Genomic DNA, 21,943 nt, shown 5'->3' on the forward strand with positions numbered 1-21,943 from the left:
GGCTTGATCAAAGGAGAGACGACAATGCGCGCACGCTGGATGTTGGTTCCGCTGTTTACCCTCATGGCTGCGGCAACGGCGCAGGCGGCCGGGTGTCCGGCGCTGCTTGAGAAGCAAGGCAGCTTGCCGGAGCTGCGCGGCAAAGAGCAGATCGACTTGTGCGAACGCTTTGCCGGCAAGCCGCTGGTGGTGATCAATACCGCCAGCTACTGCGGCTTTGCACCGCAGTTCGAAGGGCTTGAAAGCGTTTACAAGACCTACCACGAGCAAGGCCTGGAAATGCTTGGCGTACCGTCCAATGACTTCAAGCAGGAAGACGCCGACCTGGAAAAGACCGCCAAGGTTTGTTACGCCAACTACGGCGTTACCTTCACCATGACCAAGCCGCAGCCAGTACGCGGCAGCGATGCGACAGCGCTGTTCAAGGAGCTGGCCGAGCAGAGCAGTGCACCGAAGTGGAATTTCTACAAATACGTGGTCGATCGCCAAGGCAAGGTCGTCGCCAGTTTTTCCAGCCTGACCAAACCTAATGATCCCGAGTTCACGGCGGCTATCGAGAAGGCCATCGCTTCACAGCCGTGAATTGCCACTCACTGGCTGGGATGAACGGTCCAGGCTACCAGTTTGAGCACAACCGGACGCACCACCAGAACGCAGGCAAAAGCGACCGGCATCGCAAGCTGATAAGCCTTGAATACATGGTTCAGGTAATTGGCGTCGATGCCGGTGGTGGCTGCCGTGATCACGAAGCACATCAAAAAGGCCATGATGGCTGACATATAGAATGCAAATACGTAAGGGGTGGCGCGCACGCCAAGCTTACGTCGGCCGAGGCCGACCTTCTGTGTTGTCATGAAGACTCCTGGTTGAATTTCGAGGTCGCAGACTAGCAAGCGCCCTTGAGCGCAGGTAGACGAGGCGGGCTTAGGTCTTTATAAAGAAAACCTTACGAATGCCGGATTGATCTGCATGAACCTGCTGGGCTCGATTAAAAGTTTTATCAAAGTTGTCGAAGCAGGCAGCATTGCCGGGGGCGCCCGGACCCTGGGGTTGAGTGCGGCAGCAGTGAGCCAGAACGTTGCGCGCCTGGAGGACCATCTGCAGGTCCGGCTGTTGTCGCGTACTACCCGTAGTATGGCGTTGACGCCAGAGGGCGCGTTGTATTACGACAAGGTCAAGCACATCGAGCGCGATCTTGAACAGGCCTATCTAGCGATCACCACGCCTGACAGTGAGCCCAAGGGGCGTTTGTGCATTGCTTCGACTTCGGCTTTTGGTCGTCATGCCGTGGCGCCGTTGATTCCTGAGTTCAGTGCTCGCTACCCGCAGCTTTCGATTGAACTGGTTACGAATGACAGGCGCGTCAATCATGCTCAGGAAGGCGTGGATGTCAGTATTCGTATCACCCCGCAGTTGGAGGATGGCTTGCTGGCGCGCCACATTACCCGAGTCCCTTTTATTTGCTGCGCCTCACCAGTTTATCTCGCCCAGGCCGGCTGGCCAGGTGCGCCGGAGGAACTCAAGCAGCACCGCTGCCTGGTGTTTCGTTATCCGGTAGACGGTCGATTCTTGCGTTGGAGATTTGTCCGCGATGGCCTGCGTTTCGACGCTGAGTTCGGTGATGTGCTGATCAGTGACGATATCGACGTGCTTACCCAGATGGCCATCAACCATGGCGGAATCGCTCGTCTTGCAGACTTCGTCGCCCGACCGTTGATCGAGAGCGGGCAGTTGGTTGCGCTTTTCGAGTATTCACAACCTGATCAGGTTTATGTGCAGGCGGAACCGATGGATATCTATCTGTGTGTCGCCGATCGTTTTGCCATGACACCCAAGGTGCGGGTGTTTATGGATTTTCTCCAGGAGCGTTTAGGCAACCTTTCGTCGTCTGATACGAGGGCATAAAAAAACCGCCCGAAGGCGGCTTTTTCAGCGAGCTGAAATCAGAAGCGGTAGGTGAGGGAGGCACCCAGACCGTGAGCACTGTTTTCATATTTGCCGCTGTAGGAGCCTTTGGTTGGACTGCTCAGATCAACCTTGGTGTCCTCTTCCCACAGGTAGGAATAGGCCAGGTCGATCGTCATGTCGTCTGTTGGGTTGTAACCGGCACCCAGACTGAACACTTTACGATCGCCAGTTGGGATGCGTGGCGAGCGGTCGTGGTTGTTGGTTGGCGACTGGTCAACCGAGAAACCGGCGCGCAGGGTCCATTCCTTGTTCAGCTTGTAGGCTGCACCAATGGCGTGCGCCCAGGTGTCATGCCAATTCTGCTCTTCGCTGATCTGGCCAATTGCTGGGGCGAGTGGGCCAGGAACGCCTTTGTTGTTGACGGTGATGGCTTCCAGGCGGCTCCAGCGGGTCCAGGTGCTACCGGCATAGAGGGTCCAGTTGGCATCCAGTTCGTGGGTAACCGAGAAGTCGACGGATTCCGGAGTCTTGATCTTCAGCGAGGCGTCGAACTTGCTGCCGCTCAGTGGGCCGAAACCAGGGCCGCTGATCTTGGTGTCACCTTCGAGTTTGTAGTCGACCATCGAGTGGTAGGTCAGACCCACGCGAGTGCTGTCAGTTGCTTGAACCAGCACACCGATGTTGTAACCGATGGCGGTGTCATCACCCGAGATCTTGACCTTGCCGTCATTGCTGCCCGGAGTAAAGCGGTTCAGTGCAGCGGATTCCAGAGTGCCATCAATGCGGTTGATGGTTGGACCGAAACCAATCGACACCTTGTCGTTGAAGGCATAGCTGATAGTCGGCTGCAGGGTCACGACTTGAACTTCGCTCTTGCTGCCGAAGTAACGGCCGGCAAAACCGCTTTCATAATCGGTGACCAGGCCGAAAGGTACGTACATACCTATACCGAAAGCCCAGTGCTCATCGATAGGTTTGACGTAGAACCCCATAGGGACGCCGACAAACGGCACCATGTCGCCGTCGTTGCTACCACCGAAGGTGCCTTGGCCATTCTTGATGTCGGTTTTGGCAATAATGGCTGCGCCACCAACGGTGACTTGTTCGCGCTTGAGGCGCGACATACCGGCAGGGTTGCCGAATACAGTGCTGGCATCATCGGCAGATGAGGAACGCCCCGCAAAGCCTGTGCCCATACCGCTGACGCTTTGTTCGTTGAGGGCAAAGCCACTCGCGAACAGTTGGGTCGAAGCGAGCGTGACGGCCAGGCCAAGAGAGGTTTTGAGCATTACTTTTTTCATTATTAGAACTCCTTGATATCTCCGGGGCGAAAATTACCAACATTTGGCCCGCAGCGCTATAGCGCCGTATCGCAGGAGATAGAGCGGTTTTGTAGGACAATCCGACCAAATTCGTGAGATTTTTCTGAATATGGAAATTGGTGATTGCTAGCAGGCTTGGAGGGTCACGGGGGCGACGCAGTTTTGCCAAGCGCAGGTAAAGTCGCGCAGGCGTCCTTGAGGGTGAAATGTTTGGCGCCAAATTCGTGCCAGACCCAAGAGGTCGTCGGCAGCAGGAAGTGTGGGGGCTTGTTCCTCGATGAGCATCCAGGCAATGGCTGTGGCGTAGCGAAGGTTGACCGTCAGCTCCAGGTGCGGGCCGCTGAGGAAGGCGTGCTGGCTGGCCAGGCCGCGGACCAGGCTGGCCAGTTCGGGGTCACGGGCGAGGAACTGATCCCAGACGCTTTGGTGGCGCATTTCGCCGATACGGTAGAGGCCGTGGCCGCGTCGATCGTGTAGCGCGGAGCCGAGGGCGGATTGGCTGGCGGCAACACCCAGCAACAATGCTTCAGCGCTTGCGCAGTGTCGGCCCAGGTAAATCAGGGTCGGGCGGATGACAAATTCGCTTAACTCGCTCGCGGCGATACCCATAACACCCTCGAACATTGTTTTGGCCGGCGGACACTGGAGCTTGGCAGCTGGTGAGTCGGACAGGCCCGCCGGAAGCGGTGATGGCCGCTTGAGTTGAAGTGTAGTGTCATATTCGCGGTGTAAAGGCCTGTTTTTAAAACATTTTCAGCTTTTGGTTATAAATCATATGCCGTGTGGTGATTAGCGCTTCGCTTGCTATGGGCATAAAAAGGGTTCTTCGAGTTATCCCTGGTGGGTGATTCTGGGAGTGGACTGGGCGGGACTGGGATTTGAGGCTTATCCGTTCAGTGCGGCGCCGCTGTCGGCCCCTTCCGCCCTTACGGCGGGTCCCTTTTGTCTTGGCAAAAGGAACCAAAACCGCTTGCTCCTGCATACGGCCCTACGCTGCGCTTCGGGTCCCCTCGCTACGGCACCTTCCAGGGCCACGCGGCCTACGACTTGCTTCGCCAAGTCTACGTCTCGCGTCTTCGGCTAACGCCGAAGGTGCTGCGCACCGCCCCTACAGGCACCTCCACTCGGCCTGCTGAAGTCGCACTCCACGGCGCCTGAGCTGACGTGCATGAAGATCAAGATCCAGATCCAGATCAAGATCAAGATCAAGATCAGGTTGTGGATTAGCTCGCAGTCTCAATCCCCAAGCAGTCCAGTCAGGGGTTGTAGTCGCCGGGATTCCGTAACGAGTTATAAAAAAGCCCCGCGAGAGGGCGGGGCTTGAGCTGCTGCTAGCGAAGCGTGAATCAGGCCACCAAGGCCTGACGGGTACGCTCGATGACCGCCTGAAGCGGTTCGGACTGGCTGTACTGCTCGGGGTACAGACGCTCGCTGTGACGGGCAATGCCGTGCTCGTTGACCAGGGTGAAACTGAAGCCACCTTTGCGCGATGCCATGATCAAGCAGTTCAGTGGCGCAAATGCCTGGGATAGGGTGCGAATGGCAGCCTGAGTATGGATAGAGTTAGTCATAGTTATTAGATGTTCCTGCAATAGACACGGTTTCGATCCGTGCACACTTAAAACGTTCCAGTAACGCCGGGATTTAGTCGGGGCGAAGAACCTGACTGGAACAGAGCAGCCAGTTTTGGGCGCATTTATAATGTGGCGCTGGGGCTGACTGGTAGGTACGTCAGAGGGCAGGCAACACACCGGGTCGAGGTTCTATGCCACGGGGTGAAGATCCTGATCAATCTGCAGGTTGGTTCGGTCAGAGTAATAAGTGGTTTACCTGGGAACCATCAAGTGGGCCGGTCCTTGTTTCAACAGGTGCGGCTTCAGGGTGAAGTGGACCTGTAAGGACTGCTTTGGCCAGAATTGACTTTCAGCTTGGTACTAACGGCGGCAAGAATACAGCAATTGCCGTGCCTAGGCAAGCATGCCTGGCTTTTCATTCGGGGAGCCGGCCAGTATCTCGTGTTTTGACCGCGCTGTGAAGGCCTGTGTAACGGGCGAAACGCCGCGAACGTGCCAATTTCGTGCGGGGAAGTGCGTTTCTGTACGGTGGTTGTACACACTTGAGGCAGCAGCTGTCACAGCTTTGCAACCGCAGGGGGGGAGACTGCCAATGACTTGGCTGAACACTTAAGTCAATGAAAAAAAACACTAATTTTAGCTGGTGAAAAAATCGACAGTTTGAGCCAAAGCCCCGTTTCATGGGGGTTTGCGGCCCCTTGGAGGGGGTTGTCCACCGAGTTATCCACAGCTTCTGTGGATTGTCCCGAGCGCTTGCTCTAGGACGGGCGTGCTAGGTTTTTCCGATCTGTCTGACAATCTGTTCGCAGGCATCCGCCAGCTGAAAAAGCGTTGTCCACGGTCAATAACTCAACATGGAAATATTTTGTAAAAAGTATCCGTGAGGCTCGGGTCATTCTCGGAAAAATGGAGTAGAGTGGCGCGCCTCTCGAGTTGCCTTCGCTGTCGTTATGAAGTTTCGCGCTAAAATTCCTGCAATTTCTTCAGTTCCCCCGCCTGTCCCTGAGCCAAAGCGCTTCTCCTTGAAGGTTGCCTTGTGGCTGCTCGACAATCCGCGCCTGGGTGACAATCCGAACGTCAAGCATTTTGCTGGGCGCTTGCTGAAGCAGCCGGCACGCCAGGGTGTGGTCGTTGCGCAAAGTCGACTTGGGCAGATGCTTTGTCGCGATTGTGGCAATGCCCGCGACCGGCGTATCGGCCACGACCTGCTGCGCCAGGCCGCTCGAGCGGGTGACCGGCGTGCCCAGCTTGAATTCGGTCGTCTGTGTGCGCTACCGCAGCACAATGAACTCGAACAGGCACGCTACTGGCTGGAGCAGGCTTCGTCCCAGGGGTCGCAGGAAGCCAGGCGCTTGCTCAAGCAATTGCCCGATGCCTGACGCGGCGCAGCGGCAAGGCTGGTAAGCTCAGGCGCTGATTTCAGGTGGGAGTGTTCGGGTGGCAATGGCGTTGGATTTGACCAGCATCGTACTGGGTGTCGTAGCGGCCACTGTGCCGTGTCTGGGCTGGCTGTTCCAGCAGCAACGGCGTCAGGCCGCGCGCGAAGCGCAGGCGGCGCTGTTGGAGGAGCGCCTGAGCAGCGCACAGTTGGCCCAGGAAGGTTTGCTCGCTCAACTTGATGCCTGCCGCGACGAAATCAGTGACCTGAGCCAGGCCAATGCCGCCAAGCAGGCGACGCTTGCTGCTCAAGCCCGTGAACTGGAGTTGCTGCAGATCGAGCGTGACAACGCTCGCGACGCCAGTCATGCCTGGCAGATCGAACGTAACGCCCGAGAGGCAGAGTTACGCCGCCTGGACGCGCACAGTGCGGCCCTGGCTGCTGAACTGCGTGAGCAGCAGGAAAGCCACCAGCAGCGTCTCAACGACCTTCAGGGCTCTCGCGATGAGCTGCGGGCGCAGTTCGCCGAGATGGCGACGAAGATCTTCGACGAACGTGAGCAACGTTTCGCTCAAACCAGCCACCAGCACCTTGGACAATTGCTCGATCCGTTGAAAGAGCGTATCCAGGCGTTCGAAAAGCGCGTCGAGGACAGCTACCAGCAGGAAGCGCGCGAGCGATTCTCCCTGGCCAAGGAACTGGAGCGCCTGCAACAGCTGAACCTGCGCCTCAGTGACGAGGCGACCAACCTGACCCAGGCGTTGAAAGGCCAGAAGACTCAAGGCAATTGGGGCGAGTTGATTCTGGAGCGCGTGCTTGAGCATGCCGGACTGGAGAAGGGCCGTGAATACCAGACCCAGGTCAATCTGAAGAGCGCCGACGGTGAGCGTTTTCAGCCCGACGTGTTGATCATGCTGCCTGGCGACAAACAGGTTGTGGTCGATTCCAAGGTCAGCCTGACGGCCTATCAGCAATATGTTGCCGCGGATGACAGCGACATCGCCCAGGCCGCGCTCAAGCAGCATGTGCTGTCGTTGCGCAATCATGTCAAAGGCTTGTCCGGCAAGGACTACAACCGCCTGGAAGGCTTGCATAGCCTGGATTTCGTCTTGCTCTTCGTGCCAATCGAGGCGGCATTCTCCGCTGCGCTGCAGGCCGAACCGAATCTGTTTCAGGAAGCCTTCGACCGCCAGATTGTGATTGTCAGTCCAACCACACTGTTGGCCACCTTGAGGGTGATCGACAGCCTGTGGAAGCAGGAGCGCCAAAGCCAGAACGCGCGGGAGATTGCCGAGCGTGCCGGCTGGCTGTACGACAAGTTTGTGCTGTTCATCCAGGATCTGGACGAACTCGGCAGTCGCTTGCAACAGGTAGATAAGGCCTACAGCGCGGCGCGCAACAAACTCTGTGAGGGGCGTGGCAACCTGATCAGCCGTAGCGAGCAGCTTAAATTGCTGGGCGCGCGAGCGAGCAAAAGCCTGCCGGCAGATTTGCTGGAGCGGGCCATGAGCGAAGGCGACCCGTTGGCCGCCAGTGCCCTTACTGGACCAGACTCAGGTGCCGATTGAGCAGGGCGCGCAACGCGGCTGGCTTGACCGGCTTGGCCAGGTAGTCAAGGCCTGCAGCATGCACTTGCGCGACGGTTTCACTGCGACCGTCGGCGCTGATCACCACACCGGGAACGGGTTCGCCAAGGCTTTTGCGTAACCAGGCCATCAACTCTGTGCCGGTATCGCCTTCGTCCAGGTGATAGTCGACCAGGACCAGGTGCGGGCGCAGGCCCTCTTCCAGGAGTGCTTGGCATTCATTCCTGTTGCGGGCTGTCCAGACCTGGCAGCCCCAGCGGCTGAGCAGGCTGTTCATACCGATCAGAATGCTGTCTTCGTTGTCCACGCACAGCACCTGCAAGCCGGCCAGGGGCTGTCCGGCTTGCTCGGTCGGCGCGCTGACCACAGCGGCAGGTGTTGTCGCCAGGGGCACACTGACCCGGAAGACACTGCCCTTACCGGGCCAGGAGCGTACTTCCAGGCTATGGCCAAGTACGCGGCACAGGCCGTCGGCAATGGCCAGCCCCAGACCCAGGCCTTTTTCCGCGCGCGTCTGATGACTGTCCAGGCGCTTGAACTCTTCGAAAATCACTTGCAGCTTGTCGTCGGCAATTCCGGGGCCACGGTCCCAGACTTCCAACCACAACTTGCCGGCGTTGCGACGCACCCCCAGCAGAATCGGGCCCTTGCCATAGCGGAAGGCGTTGGTAAGGAAGTTTTGCAGGATGCGCCGCAGCAACTTCATGTCGCTGTGCACCCGTAGGCGGCTGCCACGCACGCGAAAGTCCAGGCCTTGTTGCTGGGCCAGGACCTTGAATTCGGCGCCCAGGGTGTCGAACAGTTCGTTAAGGGCGAACGGCTTGGGATCGGGATTGATCTTGCCGTTTTCCAGGCGCGAAATGTCGAGCAGATCACTGATCAATTCTTCTGCCGAGCGCAACGAGCTGTCCAGATGCTGGACCAACTGCTGGGCGTCCGCTGAGAGCCCGTCGCCTTGATGGGAGAGGGCGGCGGAGAACAACCGTGCAGCGTTCAATGGCTGCATCAGGTCATGGCTTACGGCAGCCAGGAACCGGGTTTTCGACTGGTTGGCGGACTCGGCATGACTCTTGGCCTCGGTCAGCGCCTGGTTCAATTGCGAGAGCTCCTGGGTGCGCTCGGTGACCCGTTGCTCAAGGCCTTCGTTGGCATCCTTGAGCGCTTGCTCGGCTTCGCGGAACGGGGTGATGTCGGTGAAACTCATGACAAAGCCGCCGCCAGGCATTGGATTGCCGATCAGCTCGATGACGCGACCGTTGGGAAACAGCCGCTCCGAGGTATGCGCGCGGCCCTGACGCATCCAGTGCAGGCGGCGGGCTACGTGAACCTGGGCTTCACCCGGCCCGCAAAGACCGCGCTCGGCGTTATAGCGGATGATATCGGCAATCGGTCTGCCGACACTGATAAGGCCGTCCGGGTAGTTGAACAGCTCCAGATACCGGCGATTCCAGGCTACCAGCAGCAGGTTCTGATCGACCACGCTGATGCCCTGGCTGATGTTTTCGATGGCGCCTTGCAGCAGTGCGCGGTTGAACTGCAGGACTTCCGAGGCTTCGTCGGCGATGCGCACGACATCCTCAAGCTGCATATCACGGCCTTCGATGGCCGCCTTGACCACGGCTCGGGTCGAGGACGCCCCCAGCACGCCCGCCAGCAGGCGTTCGGTATGCTCGATCCAGTCACCGTCGGCATTCTGGTTGGGGTTGAAACCCTTGCCCTGGCGGTAGGCAAAACGGATGAAGCTCTGGCGCGCGCGTTCTTCACCGACAAAACGCGCGGCAAGGTGCAGCAGGTCGTCAATTTGCACCGCCAGCAGCGAGCGACTGTTGGGGCGGGCACTGGTTTGCTGACCAATGAAGCGGCCGGCCTGCCAGTGTTCGGAAACGCGGGTGCGCGACAGGATCGAGACCCAGGCAAACAGCGTGAAGTTACCCGCCAGCGACAACACGACACCTTGGGTTAGCGGCGTGATCGGCAGGTTCAACGGGTTGCCATGCAGCCAGGCCAGGCCAGGAAACAGGTCCAGTGACCAGCCTACGCTATGGGCGGCGATCGGCAGGACCAGGGTATAGAACCAGAGGAAAATCCCCGCTGCCAAGCCTGCGAACACGCCCCGGCGGTTGGCCTGTTTCCAGTACAGGGCACCGAGCATTGCTGGCGTCAGCTGGGTTACTGCGGCAAAGGCGACCTGGCCGATGGTGGCCAGGCTGGCCGTGGAGCCGAGCAGTCGATAGCTGACATAGGCCAGCAGGAGGATGGCGACAATGGTCACCCGGCGTACCGACAGCATCCAGTGACGGAACACTTCGAATGGACGCTCGGCGTTGTTGCGCCGCAGCAACCACGGCAGCAGCATGTCGTTGGACACCATGGTCGACAGGGCCACGGCTTCGACGATAACCATACCGGTGGCGGCAGAGGCACCGCCGATGAACGCCAGCAGCGCCAGGGTCGGATGTGCTTCGGCCAACGGCAGGCTGATGACGAACGAGTCGGGTATGACTCCTGGCAGGAGCATTTGTCCGGCCAGGGCAATAGGCACCACGAACAGCGCCGCAAGAATCAGGTACGTCGGGAATACCCAGCGCGCCAGGCGCAGATCCTGCGGTTCAATGTTTTCGACCACGGTGACGTGGAACTGTCGCGGCAGGCAGATGATCGCCATCATCGCCACCCCGGTCTGGACCACCATCGAGGGCCAATTGACGGTTTCGTTCCAGAATCCTTCCAGGCGCGGCGCCAATTTCGCTTGGCTGAACAGGTCGTCGAAACCGTCATACAGGTAGAAAGTAACGAAGATACCGACGGCCAGGAATGCCAGCAGTTTGACCATCGATTCGAAGGCGATGGCCAGGACCATGCCGCGGTGGTGTTCGGTGACATCCAGGCTGCGGGTACCGAACACGATGGAGAACAGTGCCAGTACCAGCGAGACCACCAATGCAGTGTCTTGCACGCGGCTGCCGGTGGCGTCGGCGCTGGCGCCGATCAACAGGTTCACGCCAAGCACAATACCTTTGAGTTGCAAGGCAATGTACGGCAGTACGCCCACCAGGCAGATCAGCGCCACCACCACCGCCAGTGACTGCGACTTGCCGTAGCGGGCGGCGATGAAGTCAGCGATCGAGGTAATGTTTTCCTGTTTGCTGATTAGCACCATTTTCTGCAGCACCCAGGGTGCAAACAGCAGCAACAGCACAGGTCCCAGGTAGATGGGCAGGAAGGCCCAGAGTTGTTCGGCGGATTGGCCGACCGCGCCGAAGAACGTCCAGCTGGTGCAGTACACCGCCAGCGACAAGCTGTACACCCAGGCGCGCAGGCGCGGTGGCAACGGCGTTTTACGGCGGTCACCATAGAATGCGATAGCGAACATGATGGCCATATAGGCCAGGGCGACCACGGCGATCAGCCCACTGGACAGCGACATGACTACTCCGAAACAAAAATATGCTAGAGCCGTCGGCGTAACGGCGAATCTCGATTAATCAGTCTGGCACGCCGTAGACGCTTCGTCAGCGCCGACGATGGTAGCAGTGGCAGAGCGTCGCAGGTTCGCTGATAACGTGGTCAATAGGGTTGTCGGGGCGGGTGGGCCAAGCTCAAGATGAAAAAGCAGATTGAAATGCCCACCGCGATCTGGCCTTGCGTCAATTCAAGCTGTCGCGCCGGTGTTTCCTCTGGCGCCCAGGTAATAGAACAGCGCCGCCAGACACACGGAGCCAATCAGCAGGTAGAACGTGGCCACGGGCACCAGGTGAGCAAGAGCGAATCCGCAAATTACCGGGCCCAGGGCAGCACCCAGGTTGGACAGGTTTTGTGCACCGTAATAAACCCCGCGCAGGTGCTCAGGAGCAATGCTGTCGATAAACATGTATTCCGCCGGGATCACGATGATTTCTCCCAGGGTGAATACCAGCATTGCCAGGCACCAGGCCAGCAGCGACTGGGCCAGGGAAAAACCGAGTAGCCCAGCCAGGAACAATGCCATGCCGGCAAGCAGCCAGGGCATCAACTGGCGGCTACTGATACGTCGGCCGATCACGTATTGCAGGGCGATGACGGTGACCGCGTTGGTGGCTACCAGGTAGCTGATATACCGGGCCGCTTCGCTGGCACTGCTGGTGACCACCAGGTACTGCGACAGGTAAGCGGTGAATTGGCCGAACACCACGGCGCTGAGCGCGCCGCCGAGGGTAAAGCAGATCAGCCGGCGGTCTTTGAGCAGTTGCCCACCCACACTGAGAAAACCCGCCTGCGGGCCGTTATCCAGATTTGCCCGCGCCGAGCGCTCGCCCCAGCGCCGATAGACCAGGCACATGACCAGGCCCAACAGGGCAGATACCAGAAAAGGCAGGTGATCATCGAGCAGAATCAGCGCGACGCCAACGAATGGCCCAACTGCGTAAGCGACGTTGCTCAAGGTGTATTTGATCGAGAACACCTCGGAGCGCTCATCCAGCGGTAACAATGCACAGAATCCAGCCTTGGCGGCAATGTCGACAACCGCCAATGCCAGGTTGATCAGGACCAGACTAATGAAGAACAGACTCAATTCACGGCTGACCACTGCGGCAATGAAAGCCCCGGTGAACACCAGGGTCGAGGCGATGATCACCGTATAGCTGCGCAGGGTATCGATGAGGTAGCCGCCATACAGACTCAACAGCGACGCAACAATCAACGCGCCGCCAATCATCAAGCCGATGCCGCTGATATCCAGGGAAAAGTTCTGCGCGAGGTAGACCACCAGATAGGGCAGGGTGATTGCACGGGCTAGGGTCAATACAAAGGTGGTGGCCAGCAACAGGCGCACCTGTGGGCTGTAGCGTCTTGCGGCGGCGAGCATTTTCACGTCCTTGTTGTTACTGCGATAAGCCGACAACGGTGAAGCATACGCTCGGTGAACAACGCCTGAACAGAGGATTTATACATCTGTAAAATAGATAACAGATAGATAAAATACCCATTTTATAGATATTATTTTTCGTCCTAGGATGATCTTGCGTCACCGACCAACAGGAGACCTCGATCATGCCGTGCTTGCAACACAACGCTTCGCCCCTCAGACCCCTGCGCCACCTGGCGCATCCCCGTGAGGTTATCCGTCAGTTCACCCCCAACTGGTTCGCTGCAACCATGGGCACCGGGGTGTTGTCCCTGGCTCTCATGCAAATAGGTATGAGCAATCTGCAGAGTCTGGCGCAGGCGCTGTGGTGGCTGACCATTGCCCTGTTTTTACTGTTCAGCGGCTTGTACGTCGCACGTTGGGTCATGTTCTTCGATGAGGCGCGACAGATTTTTGCTCATTCAACGGTGTCGATGTTCTTCGGCACTATTCCGATGGGCCTGGCGACCATCCTCAATGGATGCCTGCTATTTGGCATTGATCGCTGGGGCGAAGGGATCGTGCCCTGGATCGAGGCGATGTGGTGGTTCGATGTTGGCCTAGCGCTGCTCTGCGGGGTATCGATTCCTTACCTGATGTTCACCCGCCAGGAGCACAGCATCGATCAGATGACCGCTGTCTGGCTGCTGCCAGTAGTCGCCGCGGAGGTTGCTGCTGCCAGTGGCGGTCAGTTGGCGCCGCACCTGGTCGATGCCCACAGCCAGTTTCAGGTGCTGGTGACCAGTTATGTGATGTGGGCGGTATCGCTGCCAGTGGCCTTCAGCATTCTGACCATTCTCATGCTGCGCATGGCCTTGCACAAATTACCTGCTGCCAACATGGCGGCGTCCAGCTGGCTGGCACTCGGCCCTATCGGTACCGGCGCCCTGGGCATGTTGCTACTGGGGGCTGATGCACCCGCGATATTTGCCGCCAACGGCTTTGGCAATCTGGGGGAGATCGCTCAAGGCCTGGGCTTGATCGCCGGGATCGTGCTATGGGGCGCAGGCTTGTGGTGGTTGCTCACAGCGGTGCTGATCACTTGGCGCTACATGCGCCATGGCATGCCGTTCAATCTGGGCTGGTGGGGCTTCACTTTCCCGCTGGGTGTCTACAGCCTGGCCACCCTCAAACTCGGTGCCTGGTTGGGACTGGCGTTCTTCCAACACATGGGGCTGGTGTTGGTGGTCGCGCTGGTCGGCTTGTGGTTGATGGTCTTCAGTCTGACCTTGCGCGGCGCCTGGCGTGGTGAGTTGTTCGCCTCGCCGTGCATTGTCAGCTTACATAAGTAGGTTGTAATTACCTGGGTGGTTGTGGCTTTGTGCGGGTTGCGTGCCTCCAATGACAAAGCCCCACTCAGGTACACGGACGATGAGTCAAACTTCGCAATTCAGTCTTCTTGGCAAAAAGCGATTTCTGCCATTCTTCATTACCCAGTCGCTCGGGGCCTTCAACGACAACCTGTTCAAGCAATCGTTGATCCTGGCCATTCTCTACAAGTTGGCCATCGAGGGTGACCGCTCGATCTGGATCAACCTCTGCGCCTTGCTGTTCATTCTGCCGTTTTTCCTGTTCTCCGCCCTGGCCGGGCAGTTTGGCGAGAAGTATCCCAAGGACGCCTTGATTCGACTGATCAAGCTGGCCGAAATCGGCATCATGGCAGTGGGCGCCATCGGCTTTCTCACCAACCATCTGGCGCTGATGCTCCTGGCGCTGTTCGCCATGGGTACCCATTCGGCACTGTTCGGGCCGGTCAAATACTCGATCCTGCCCCAGGCCCTGCGAGAGCAGGAGTTGGTGGGCGGCAATGGCCTGGTGGAGATGGGCACCTTCCTGGCGATTCTGGCCGGTACCATCGGCGCTGGGGTCATGATGTCCAGCAGTCACTATGCGCCTGTGGTCGCCACGGCGGTGGTCGCGGTGGCTGTGCTCGGTTATCTGTCCAGCCAGTGGATTCCACGGGCCAGTGCAGCGTCGCCGCAGATGAAGCTGGACTGGAACATTTTCACGCAGTCCTGGGCCACCTTGCGCCTGGGACTGGGGCAGACACCAGCAGTGTCTCGCTCGATTGTCGGCAACTCCTGGTTCTGGTTTGTCGGGGCCATCTACCTCACGCAGATTCCGGCCTACGCCAAGGATTGGTTGCACGGTGACGAAACCGTGGTCACCTTGGTGCTGACCCTGTTTTCCGTCGGCATCGCCCTGGGTTCACTGCTGTGCGAACGCCTCAGCGGTCACAAGGTGGAAATCGGCCTGGTGCCCTTTGGCTCCTTTGGCCTGACCCTGTTTGGTTTGCTCTGGTGGTGGCATTCCGGGGATGTGCCCACAGCAGCGACGCCTTATGACTGGTTGACGCTTCTGGGGATGACTCAGGCCTGGTGGATACTGCTGTCGATTGTGGGCCTGGGAGTATTTGGTGGGTTCTATATCGTGCCCCTGTATGCCTTGATCCAATCGCGTACCGCGGTGAATGAGCGCTCCCGCGTGATCGCTGCGAACAACATTCTCAATGCGTTGTTCATGGTGGTGTCGGCAATTGTCACCATCGTGCTGCTGAGCCTGGTGGAGATGACCATTCCCCAGCTGTTCCTGGTGGTGTCGCTGCTCAACATCGGCGTCAACGCCTACATCTTCCGGATTGTTCCTGAGTTCACCATGCGCTTCATGATTTGGTTACTCAGCCATTCCATGTACCGGGTCGAGCATCGAGACCTGCAACAAATTCCGGAGGAAGGAGCGGCACTGCTGGTGTGCAATCATGTGTCGTTTGTTGATGCGTTGTTGATAGGTGGCGCAGTGCGTCGGCCGATTCGCTTTGTCATGTACTACAAGATCTTCCAACTACCGGTACTCAACTTTATTTTTCGCACCGCAGGCGCCATCCCTATTGCCGGACGCAACGAAGACGCAGAAATCTATGAGCAGGCGTTCAAGCAGATTGCCGCCTACCTGGCTGAAGGCGAGCTGGTGTGTATTTTTCCCGAGGGCAAGCTGACCAGCGATGGCGAGATTGATGAATTCAAGGGTGGCTTGAGCCGAATCATCGAGCAGACACCGGTACCGGTGATACCGATGGCCTTGCAGGGTTTGTGGGGAAGTTTCTTCAGCCGTGATCCGGCCAAGGGCTTTTTTCACCGCTTATGGTCGCGGGTGACCCTGGTAGCCGGTGCTGCCATCCCGGTAGAGACAGCAGAACCGGCCTTGTTGCGCGAGCGGGTCAGCCAGTTGCGTGGCGACGTGCGCTAACAGGCGAGCTCAAGGTCAGCTGGCGCTGACCTTGAGGCCGACCAGACCTGCGACAATAAGGGCAACACTGGCCAGGCGCATGAACGCCATGGACTCGCCGAACAGGATGATTCCGGCGATCACCGTGCCGATCGCACCAACCCCGGTCCAGATCGCATACGCGGTGCCCAGCGGCAGCTCCTTCATTGCCAACCCGAGCAAGCCGAGGCTGACCAGCATGGCAGCGACAGTCAGCACGGTGGGCAAAGGGCGAGTGAAACCGTCGGTGTACTTGAGGCCGACAGCCCAGCCAACTTCAAACAGGCCGGCGAAAAACAGAATGATCCAGGACATGCAGTATCTCCATCGAATGATGGGGCCGTCCCCGTAATGGTCACGCGTTGCGTCGTGAGGTCGTCCTCACCGTTCGGCAGCTTAAGGCTGCAAGTTTCAAGCTTCAAGTAAAGGCATGGAATACGCAGGACATGCCTTCACTTGGTGCTTGAAGCTTTAGGCTTATATGCCCTGCGGAATGTCTTCGCCGCCCAATGCCTCGAACAGCGCCGGCAGGAAATCGCCAAAGGTCAGCATCATCAGGGTAAAGCTGGCGTCGAGCTGGCCCAGGGCTTCTTCGCCGCCGTCTTCTTCGGCCTGGTCTTGCAGCAGTTCTTCGAAGCGCAGGCGTTTGATGACCATCTTGTCGTCGAGTACGAACGACAGTTTGTCCTGCCAGGCCAGTGACAGCTGGGTCACTACCTTGCCGGTACCCAAGTGCAGCTGGATTTCGTCGCTGGTCAGATCCTGACGCTTGCAGCGCACGATGCCACCGTCTTCATGGGTGTCACGCAGTTCGCATTCGTCCAGTACATAGAAGTCAGGCGCTGCTTGTTGGGTCTTGACCCAATCGGTCATGGTTGCGCTCGGGGCAATTTTTACGGTTACCGGGCGCACGGGCAGCGAGCCCATGACTTCACGCAAGGTCGAGAGCAGGTCTTCGGCACGTTTGGCGCTGGCCGAGTTGACCAGGATCAGGCCCTGCTTGGGGGCGATGGCAGCGAAGATCATCGAGCGGCGAATAAAGGCACGTGGCAAGAAAGCCTGGATGATCTCGTCCTTGATCTGGTCGCGCTCCTTCTTATAGACCTTGCGCATTTGTTCAGCTTCGATCTCGTCGATCTTCTCTTTCACCGCATCACGTACCACGCTGCCTGGAAGAATACGCTCTTCCTTGCGCGCAGCGATCAGCAGGAAGTCACCGCTGACGTGAACCAGTGGAGCATCTTCGCCTTTGCCGAATGGGGCGACGAAGCCATAAGTGGTCAACTCCTGGCTGGCGCAAGGGCGCGCCGGCTTGCTGGCCAGAGCGGTTTCCAGTGCTTCGGGATCGAACGGGACATCCTGGGTCAGGCGGTAGGTCAGCAGGTTTTTGAACCACATGGGGTGAAGCTCTCCTTAATACATAGGCGGGCATTATTCTCCGAGCAGGCACCCAAGGCCAACCCCGCGCTAAGTCTTTGGAACGCCTGAAAAATTTTTTTAAAAAAGTGCTTGCCAGAGTGTTCGGTGCTCCGTAGAATGCGCGCCACACCGAGACGAAGGGTGATTAGCTCAGCCGGGAGAGCATCTGCCTTACAAGCAGAGGGTCGGCGGTTCGATCCCGTCATCACCCACCACTCAGTGTATAGCGCAGCGGTAGTTCAGTCGGTTAGAATACCGGCCTGTCACGCCGGGGGTCGCGGGTTCGAGTCCCGTCCGCTGCGCCATATTTAGCTTCAGGGCCCACTGAACACCCTGAAGCAACAAAGAAAGCGACCTTAGGGTCGCTTTTTTTGTGCCTGGAATTTTCCCAGACGCCACCAGCACGCTGGTACGCCATTGCTTTCTCCGTGCCAGCATGGGCCGAGTTGGTGCGCGCATACCCAAGGCAGTGCAAAAGTTGCGCTGCGCGCTTGAGCAAATCGCGGGCTCATGCGGCGCCTGCGGTTCTGGCGCGACCCTTGCTTTAGCTTGAGCATTCGGCAATCAACGCAGATTGCCCCGTTCACGACAAAGGCGCCGTGTTGCCCTGCTTGTTTTTTCGAGCCGGGGCAGCAGGGCGCCTTTTTGTTTGCGCAAGCAGGAGGTCGGCAGATGAGCAGCACCAGTGTGCGTAGCGTTTGCCCTTATTGTGGGGTTGGGTGTGGCATTGTCATGTCGGTTGAGGGCAACCGGGTAACCAAGATCAGTGGTGACAAGCAGCATCCGAGCAATTTCGGGCGCTTGTGCACCAAAGGGCTGACCGCGCATCTGCCGCTGTGCGATTCAGGTCGCATGGAGCACGCCTTTGTGCGCAATGAACGCCAGCGCGATCCGGTGCAGACCCCCATCGATGTCGCCATCGAGCAGGCGGCGCTGCGTTTGCGCGCAATCATCGACGCGCACGGACCGGACGCCCTGGCGTTCTATGTCTCCGGGCAGATGTCGCTGGAGGCCCAATACCTGATCAACAAACTGGCCAAAGGTTTTATCCGCAGCCGACACATCGAGTCCAACTCGCGCCTGTGCATGGCCAGCGCCAGCAGTGGCTACAAGCAATCACTGGGCGCCGACGGACCACCGGGCAGCTACCAGGACATCGATCGCGCCGAAGTCTTCTTCGTCATCGGCGCGAACATGGCCGACTGTCATCCGATTCTTTTTCTGCGTCTGCTTGATCGGCTCAAGGCTGGGGCTCGACTGATTGTTGTCGACCCGCGGCGCAGTGCGACCGCCGACAAGGCCGATCTGTTCCTGCAGATCAAGCCGGGCACCGATCTGGCGCTGCTTAATGGCCTGCTGTATCTACTCAGGCACAAGGGCCACTGTGACCATGCCTTCATCGAGCGCTACACCGAAGGCTGGGCGGCCATGGCGGATTTTCTCGAGGATTACACCCCCGAGCGCGTCGCGGCCATAACCGGGCTTGCCGAGGCGGACATTCGCCAGGCCGCCGACTGGATCGGCCAGGCGCCGGAGTGGATGAGTTGCTGGACCATGGGCCTGAACCAGAGCATTCATGGCACCTGGCAGACCAACGCCTTGTGCAATCTGCACCTGGCCACCGGGGCGATCTGTCGGCCGGGTAGCGGGCCGTTCTCCCTGACCGGCCAGCCTAACGCGATGGGGGGGCGCGAGATGGGCTACATGGGCGCAGGCCTGCCCGGTCAGCGTTCGGCCTTGATCGACAGTGATCGGGCCTTTGTCGAACAGCTCTGGCAAGTGCCTGCCGGTAGCCTGCGCAGTGAAGCAGGGGATGGCACCGTGGCGTTGTTCGAGCAATTGGCTGCAGGGCAGATCAAGGCGTGCTGGATCATCTGCAGCAACCCGGTGGCCAGCGTTGCCAATCGCCAACAGGTGATCGATGGATTGCGCAAGGCAGCGCTGGTGATCACCCAGGATGCCTTTCTCGATACCGAAACCAACCGCTACGCCGATATCCTTTTGCCCGCGACGCTTTGGGCCGAAGGCGAAGGGGTGATGATCAACTCCGAGCGCAACCTGACGTTGATGAACAAGGCCGTAGAGCCTGCGGGTGACAGCTTGCCAGACTGGCAAATCATCGCCCGAGTTGCTTGTGCCATGGGGTACGCCGAGGCCTTCAGCTACGAAAATGCCGAGGCTGTATTCGATGAGATCCGCCGCGCCTGGAATCCCGCGACGGGCTACGACGTGCGTGGGATCAGCTATACCGCGTTGCGCCAGGCGCCTCGGCAGTGGCCGTGCGAACCCGGGCGCACAGACACGCGCAGCCCGCTGCGCTATCGCAACGACGGCATCAGCCAGACGCTGTACCGCGATGTTCAAGGGCATACGCCGAGCATTGCCTTTCCCACCAGCAGCGCCAAGGCGCGCTTTTTTGCGCGTCCGTGCCTGCCTGCTGCCGAGTTGCCGGATGATGAGTTTGCCCTGGTGCTCAATACCGGCCGGGTCCAGCATCAATGGCACACGCTGACCAAGACCGGCAAGGTTGGCGCACTGAACAAGCTTGATCCAGGCCCCTTTGTGGAAATTCATCCGGAAGATGCCACGCGCTTGGGGATCGCTGAAAAAGACCAGGTGCAAATACGTTCTCGACGGGGTCGGGCAGTATTACCGGCACGAATCACCACGCGGGTGCTGCCGGGCAATTGCTTTGCCCCCTTTCATTGGAACGATGTCTACGGTGAAAACCTGGCAATTAACGCACTGACCAGTGACGCCGTTGATCCTGACTCGCTGCAACCTGCTTTCAAATACTGCGCAGTGGCGTTAAGCCGGGTAGCAGGTGAGCGCATAAAGGCAGTTGAAATTGAGCAACCGCCTGTTTCGATGCAAGACCAGCATTTGTTGCTCTGGGCCTCGCAAACCGGCAACGGCCAGGCCCTTGCTGAACAGTGCGCAGCGCGCTTGCGCGAAGTGGGGCTGGCGGTGCAGTTGAGCTGCATGGAAGATGTAGCGCTGGCGCAACTCGATAGCCCCGCAAGTCTGCTGTTGATCGCCAGCACCTTTGGTGACGGCGATGCGCCAGATTCAGGCGCCGGTTTTTGGCAGGACCTGCATGGCGAGCATTCGCAACGCTGTGCCGGGCTGCCCTATGCGGTATTGGCCCTGGGCGATTCCAGCTACGAGCAGTTTTGTGGCTTTGGTCGCAAGCTGGACCAGCGCTTGTCCGAGGTGGGCGGCCAGCGCCTGCTGGCACGCGTCGATTGCGAGGGTGACTTCAGCGAGCCCGCCGGGCAATGGCTGCAGGCCTTGCTCAGCAAGCTCGGCCAGCAGGCGCCGCTGCTTGCTCTGCCTATGCCAGCGCCGGCGACCTCGGGTTTCAACAAGCACAATCCGTTGCCGACCAGATTGGTGGGCAACCGCTTGCTGAACAGTCCAGGAGCGGGCAAGGAAACACGGCAGATAATCTTCGATTTGGCCGGTAGCGAAATGCGCTATCAGGCGGGTGATGCCTTGGGCGTGTGGCCGCGCAACTGCCCGGCGCTGGTGGATGAGTTGCTGACGGCGGCGGGGCTTGAGGGAGCCAGCCCTGTCAGCCTTAAAGGCAAGGCCGACATGGCGTTGTTCAGCGCCTTGAGCGAGCACCTGGAAATTGCCCGCATTACCCCGGCAATCCTTGAGGCCATCGCCCGACATAGCGGCGACTCAATGCTGACCGATATGCTCAAGCCGCAGAACAAGGCGGCCCTCAAAGCGTGGCTGTGGGGCAAACAACTGATCGACCTGGTGCATGCCTTCCAGCCGCAATGGGACCAGGAAACCTGGTTGAGCCTGCTCAAACCCTTGCAGCCCCGGCTGTACTCGATCAGTTCGAGCCCCAAGCTGCATTCGGACCAGGTTCATCTGACCCTCTCTACCGTTCGCTACGGCCAGCGCAAAGGTGTTTGCTCCACCTATTTGGCCGATCGCGCCACGCAAGCCGAGGTGGCCATTTTCACCCAACCGACGGCCCATTTTCGTTTGCCCAAGGACAACTCCGCGCCGGTGATCATGGTCGGTCCCGGTACTGGGGTCGCACCGTTTCGAGCGTTTTTGCAGGAGCGTCAGGCCGAGGGGGCCAAGGGGCGCAACTGGTTGCTGTTCGGCGAGCAAAAGGCTGCCAGTGATTTTTACTACCGGGACGAGTTACAGACCTGGCAGCGCGAAGGGCATTTGCATCGGCTGGACACCGCGTTCTCCCGCGATCAGCCGGAAAAAATCTATGTGCAGCAACGCATGCTCGAACAAGGCGCTGAGCTTTGGCGCTGGTTGGAGGAAGGGGGGCACTTTTATGTCTGTGGTGATGCCGAGCGCATGGCCCGTGACGTCGATGCGGCGCTCAAGCAGGTGATTGCCAAGCATGGCGCGATGAACGTCGATCAGGCTGATGCCTACGTCGCAGAGATGAGTCGCAACAAGCGCTATCTGCGCGATGTGTATTGAGCGCCCCATAAGAGGGAGGGCTGCACCAGGCTGGGTCGGGAAGTGCGCTTTGTCGTAACCGCAGGCCGCGGTTTCAGGGACTTCGGCAGTTGGCACGCTCTGTGCTGCTGCTCTGTTACAACGTTCTGGCGGGTCAATGGCGA

15 protein-coding genes and 2 tRNA genes are annotated in these 21,943 nt (G+C 58.9%); 9 read left to right on the top strand and 8 right to left on the bottom strand.

Going from position 1 to position 21,943, the window contains the following annotated elements:
- The first annotated feature begins 24 nt into the window (after positions 1 to 24).
- Positions 25 to 582, top strand: a complete 558-nt coding sequence (locus tag D3Z90_RS06695; RefSeq protein WP_136475003.1) for a glutathione peroxidase — start codon at positions 25 to 27, stop codon at positions 580 to 582.
- An 8-nt stretch (positions 583 to 590) separates the two neighbouring features.
- On the opposite strand, the gene D3Z90_RS06700 is transcribed toward D3Z90_RS06695, so the two are convergent.
- On the bottom strand, positions 591 to 854 hold the full coding sequence (locus D3Z90_RS06700; RefSeq protein ID WP_136475004.1) for a DUF2798 domain-containing protein: 264 nt from the start codon (positions 852 to 854) through the stop codon (positions 591 to 593).
- A 115-nt stretch (positions 855 to 969) separates the two neighbouring features.
- On the opposite strand from D3Z90_RS06700, the gene D3Z90_RS06705 reads away from it, so the two are divergent.
- Entirely contained in the window at positions 970 to 1,905 is a 936-nt protein-coding gene (locus D3Z90_RS06705; RefSeq protein WP_136475005.1) for a LysR family transcriptional regulator, read from the top strand.
- A gap of 38 nt (positions 1,906 to 1,943) precedes the next feature.
- Here the strand turns inward: D3Z90_RS06705 and D3Z90_RS06710 are convergent, their stop codons facing one another.
- The 3 genes from D3Z90_RS06710 to D3Z90_RS06720 form a co-directional block, all read right to left on the bottom strand.
- Complete coding sequence (locus D3Z90_RS06710; RefSeq protein ID WP_136475006.1) at positions 1,944 to 3,209, bottom strand: OmpP1/FadL family transporter; 1,266 nt, start codon at positions 3,207 to 3,209, stop codon at positions 1,944 to 1,946.
- Positions 3,210 to 3,356: 147 nt separating this feature from the next.
- Positions 3,357 to 3,839: a hypothetical protein gene (locus D3Z90_RS06715; protein WP_136478885.1), complete on the bottom strand. Its 483-nt coding sequence runs from the start codon at positions 3,837 to 3,839 to the stop codon at positions 3,357 to 3,359.
- 737 nt (positions 3,840 to 4,576) lie between these two features.
- Positions 4,577 to 4,801, bottom strand: a complete 225-nt coding sequence (locus D3Z90_RS06720; protein WP_136475007.1) for a hypothetical protein — start codon at positions 4,799 to 4,801, stop codon at positions 4,577 to 4,579.
- A gap of 953 nt (positions 4,802 to 5,754) precedes the next feature.
- Between D3Z90_RS06720 and D3Z90_RS06725 the strand changes: the two genes are divergently transcribed.
- Together D3Z90_RS06725 and rmuC are read left to right on the top strand one after the other, a co-directional pair.
- Entirely contained in the window at positions 5,755 to 6,183 is a 429-nt protein-coding gene (locus tag D3Z90_RS06725; protein ID WP_136475008.1) for a tetratricopeptide repeat protein, read from the top strand.
- Positions 6,184 to 6,361: 178 nt separating this feature from the next.
- Positions 6,362 to 7,750 (top strand): DNA recombination protein RmuC, encoded by a 1,389-nt coding sequence (gene rmuC, locus D3Z90_RS06730; protein WP_168198511.1) that lies wholly within the window; start codon positions 6,362 to 6,364, stop codon positions 7,748 to 7,750.
- Here rmuC and D3Z90_RS06735 read toward each other — a convergent pair.
- The gene (locus D3Z90_RS06735) at positions 7,722 to 11,195 is read right to left on the bottom strand and encodes a NahK/ErcS family hybrid sensor histidine kinase/response regulator (protein WP_136475009.1); all 3,474 of its coding nucleotides are present in this window, start codon (positions 11,193 to 11,195) and stop codon (positions 7,722 to 7,724) included. The two genes, rmuC and D3Z90_RS06735, sit on opposite strands and share 29 nt — an antisense overlap.
- A 225-nt stretch (positions 11,196 to 11,420) precedes the next feature.
- Positions 11,421 to 12,614, bottom strand: a complete 1,194-nt coding sequence (locus D3Z90_RS06740; RefSeq protein ID WP_136475010.1) for an MFS transporter — start codon at positions 12,612 to 12,614, stop codon at positions 11,421 to 11,423.
- Between the two features lie 185 nt (positions 12,615 to 12,799).
- Between D3Z90_RS06740 and D3Z90_RS06745 the strand changes: the two genes are divergently transcribed.
- Both D3Z90_RS06745 and D3Z90_RS06750 read left to right on the top strand, forming a co-directional pair.
- Complete coding sequence (locus tag D3Z90_RS06745; protein ID WP_136475011.1) at positions 12,800 to 13,945, top strand: TDT family transporter; 1,146 nt, start codon at positions 12,800 to 12,802, stop codon at positions 13,943 to 13,945.
- Positions 13,946 to 14,024: 79 nt separating this feature from the next.
- The gene (locus D3Z90_RS06750) at positions 14,025 to 15,899 is read left to right on the top strand and encodes an MFS transporter (RefSeq protein WP_136475012.1); all 1,875 of its coding nucleotides are present in this window, start codon (positions 14,025 to 14,027) and stop codon (positions 15,897 to 15,899) included.
- A gap of 15 nt (positions 15,900 to 15,914) precedes the next feature.
- Here D3Z90_RS06750 and sugE read toward each other — a convergent pair whose 3' ends face one another.
- Both sugE and rdgC read right to left on the bottom strand, forming a co-directional pair.
- Positions 15,915 to 16,232, bottom strand: a complete 318-nt coding sequence (gene sugE / locus D3Z90_RS06755; protein ID WP_136475013.1) for a quaternary ammonium compound efflux SMR transporter SugE — start codon at positions 16,230 to 16,232, stop codon at positions 15,915 to 15,917.
- A gap of 162 nt (positions 16,233 to 16,394) precedes the next feature.
- A complete protein-coding gene (gene rdgC, locus D3Z90_RS06760; RefSeq protein WP_136475014.1) occupies positions 16,395 to 17,315 on the bottom strand; it encodes a recombination-associated protein RdgC in 921 nt (306 codons plus the stop codon).
- A gap of 160 nt (positions 17,316 to 17,475) precedes the next feature.
- Between rdgC and D3Z90_RS06765 the strand changes: the two genes are divergently transcribed.
- From D3Z90_RS06765 to D3Z90_RS06775, 3 genes are all read left to right on the top strand, one after another.
- Positions 17,476 to 17,551 (top strand) — tRNA-Val (locus tag D3Z90_RS06765).
- Positions 17,552 to 17,564: 13 nt separating this feature from the next.
- Positions 17,565 to 17,641 (top strand) — tRNA-Asp (locus tag D3Z90_RS06770).
- Positions 17,642 to 18,008: 367 nt separating this feature from the next.
- A complete protein-coding gene (locus D3Z90_RS06775) occupies positions 18,009 to 21,800 on the top strand; it encodes a bifunctional nitrate reductase/sulfite reductase flavoprotein subunit alpha (protein WP_136475015.1) in 3,792 nt (1,263 codons plus the stop codon).
- The last annotated feature ends 143 nt before the right edge of the window (positions 21,801 to 21,943 follow it).

It is taken from the genome of Pseudomonas sp. DG56-2 (assembly GCF_004803755.1).
GTDB lineage: Bacteria > Pseudomonadota > Gammaproteobacteria > Pseudomonadales > Pseudomonadaceae > Aquipseudomonas > Aquipseudomonas auratipiscis.

Coding starts and splice junctions, on each gene's coding strand:
- D3Z90_RS06715 (WP_136478885.1), bottom strand. CDS start 3,839: ATGGGTATCGCCGCGAGCGAGTTAAGCGAATTTGTCATCCGCCCGACC.
- rdgC (WP_136475014.1), bottom strand. CDS start 17,315: ATGTGGTTCAAAAACCTGCTGACCTACCGCCTGACCCAGGATGTCCCG.
- D3Z90_RS06725 (WP_136475008.1), top strand. CDS start 5,755: ATGAAGTTTCGCGCTAAAATTCCTGCAATTTCTTCAGTTCCCCCGCCT.
- D3Z90_RS06750 (WP_136475012.1), top strand. CDS start 14,025: ATGAGTCAAACTTCGCAATTCAGTCTTCTTGGCAAAAAGCGATTTCTG.
- D3Z90_RS06775 (WP_136475015.1), top strand. CDS start 18,009: ATGAGCAGCACCAGTGTGCGTAGCGTTTGCCCTTATTGTGGGGTTGGG.
- D3Z90_RS06720 (WP_136475007.1), bottom strand. CDS start 4,801: ATGACTAACTCTATCCATACTCAGGCTGCCATTCGCACCCTATCCCAG.
- D3Z90_RS06700 (WP_136475004.1), bottom strand. CDS start 854: ATGACAACACAGAAGGTCGGCCTCGGCCGACGTAAGCTTGGCGTGCGC.
- D3Z90_RS06740 (WP_136475010.1), bottom strand. CDS start 12,614: ATGCTCGCCGCCGCAAGACGCTACAGCCCACAGGTGCGCCTGTTGCTG.
- D3Z90_RS06705 (WP_136475005.1), top strand. CDS start 970: ATGAACCTGCTGGGCTCGATTAAAAGTTTTATCAAAGTTGTCGAAGCA.
- sugE (WP_136475013.1), bottom strand. CDS start 16,232: ATGTCCTGGATCATTCTGTTTTTCGCCGGCCTGTTTGAAGTTGGCTGG.
- D3Z90_RS06695 (WP_136475003.1), top strand. CDS start 25: ATGCGCGCACGCTGGATGTTGGTTCCGCTGTTTACCCTCATGGCTGCG.
- D3Z90_RS06735 (WP_136475009.1), bottom strand. CDS start 11,195: ATGTCGCTGTCCAGTGGGCTGATCGCCGTGGTCGCCCTGGCCTATATG.
- D3Z90_RS06710 (WP_136475006.1), bottom strand. CDS start 3,209: ATGAAAAAAGTAATGCTCAAAACCTCTCTTGGCCTGGCCGTCACGCTC.
- D3Z90_RS06745 (WP_136475011.1), top strand. CDS start 12,800: ATGCCGTGCTTGCAACACAACGCTTCGCCCCTCAGACCCCTGCGCCAC.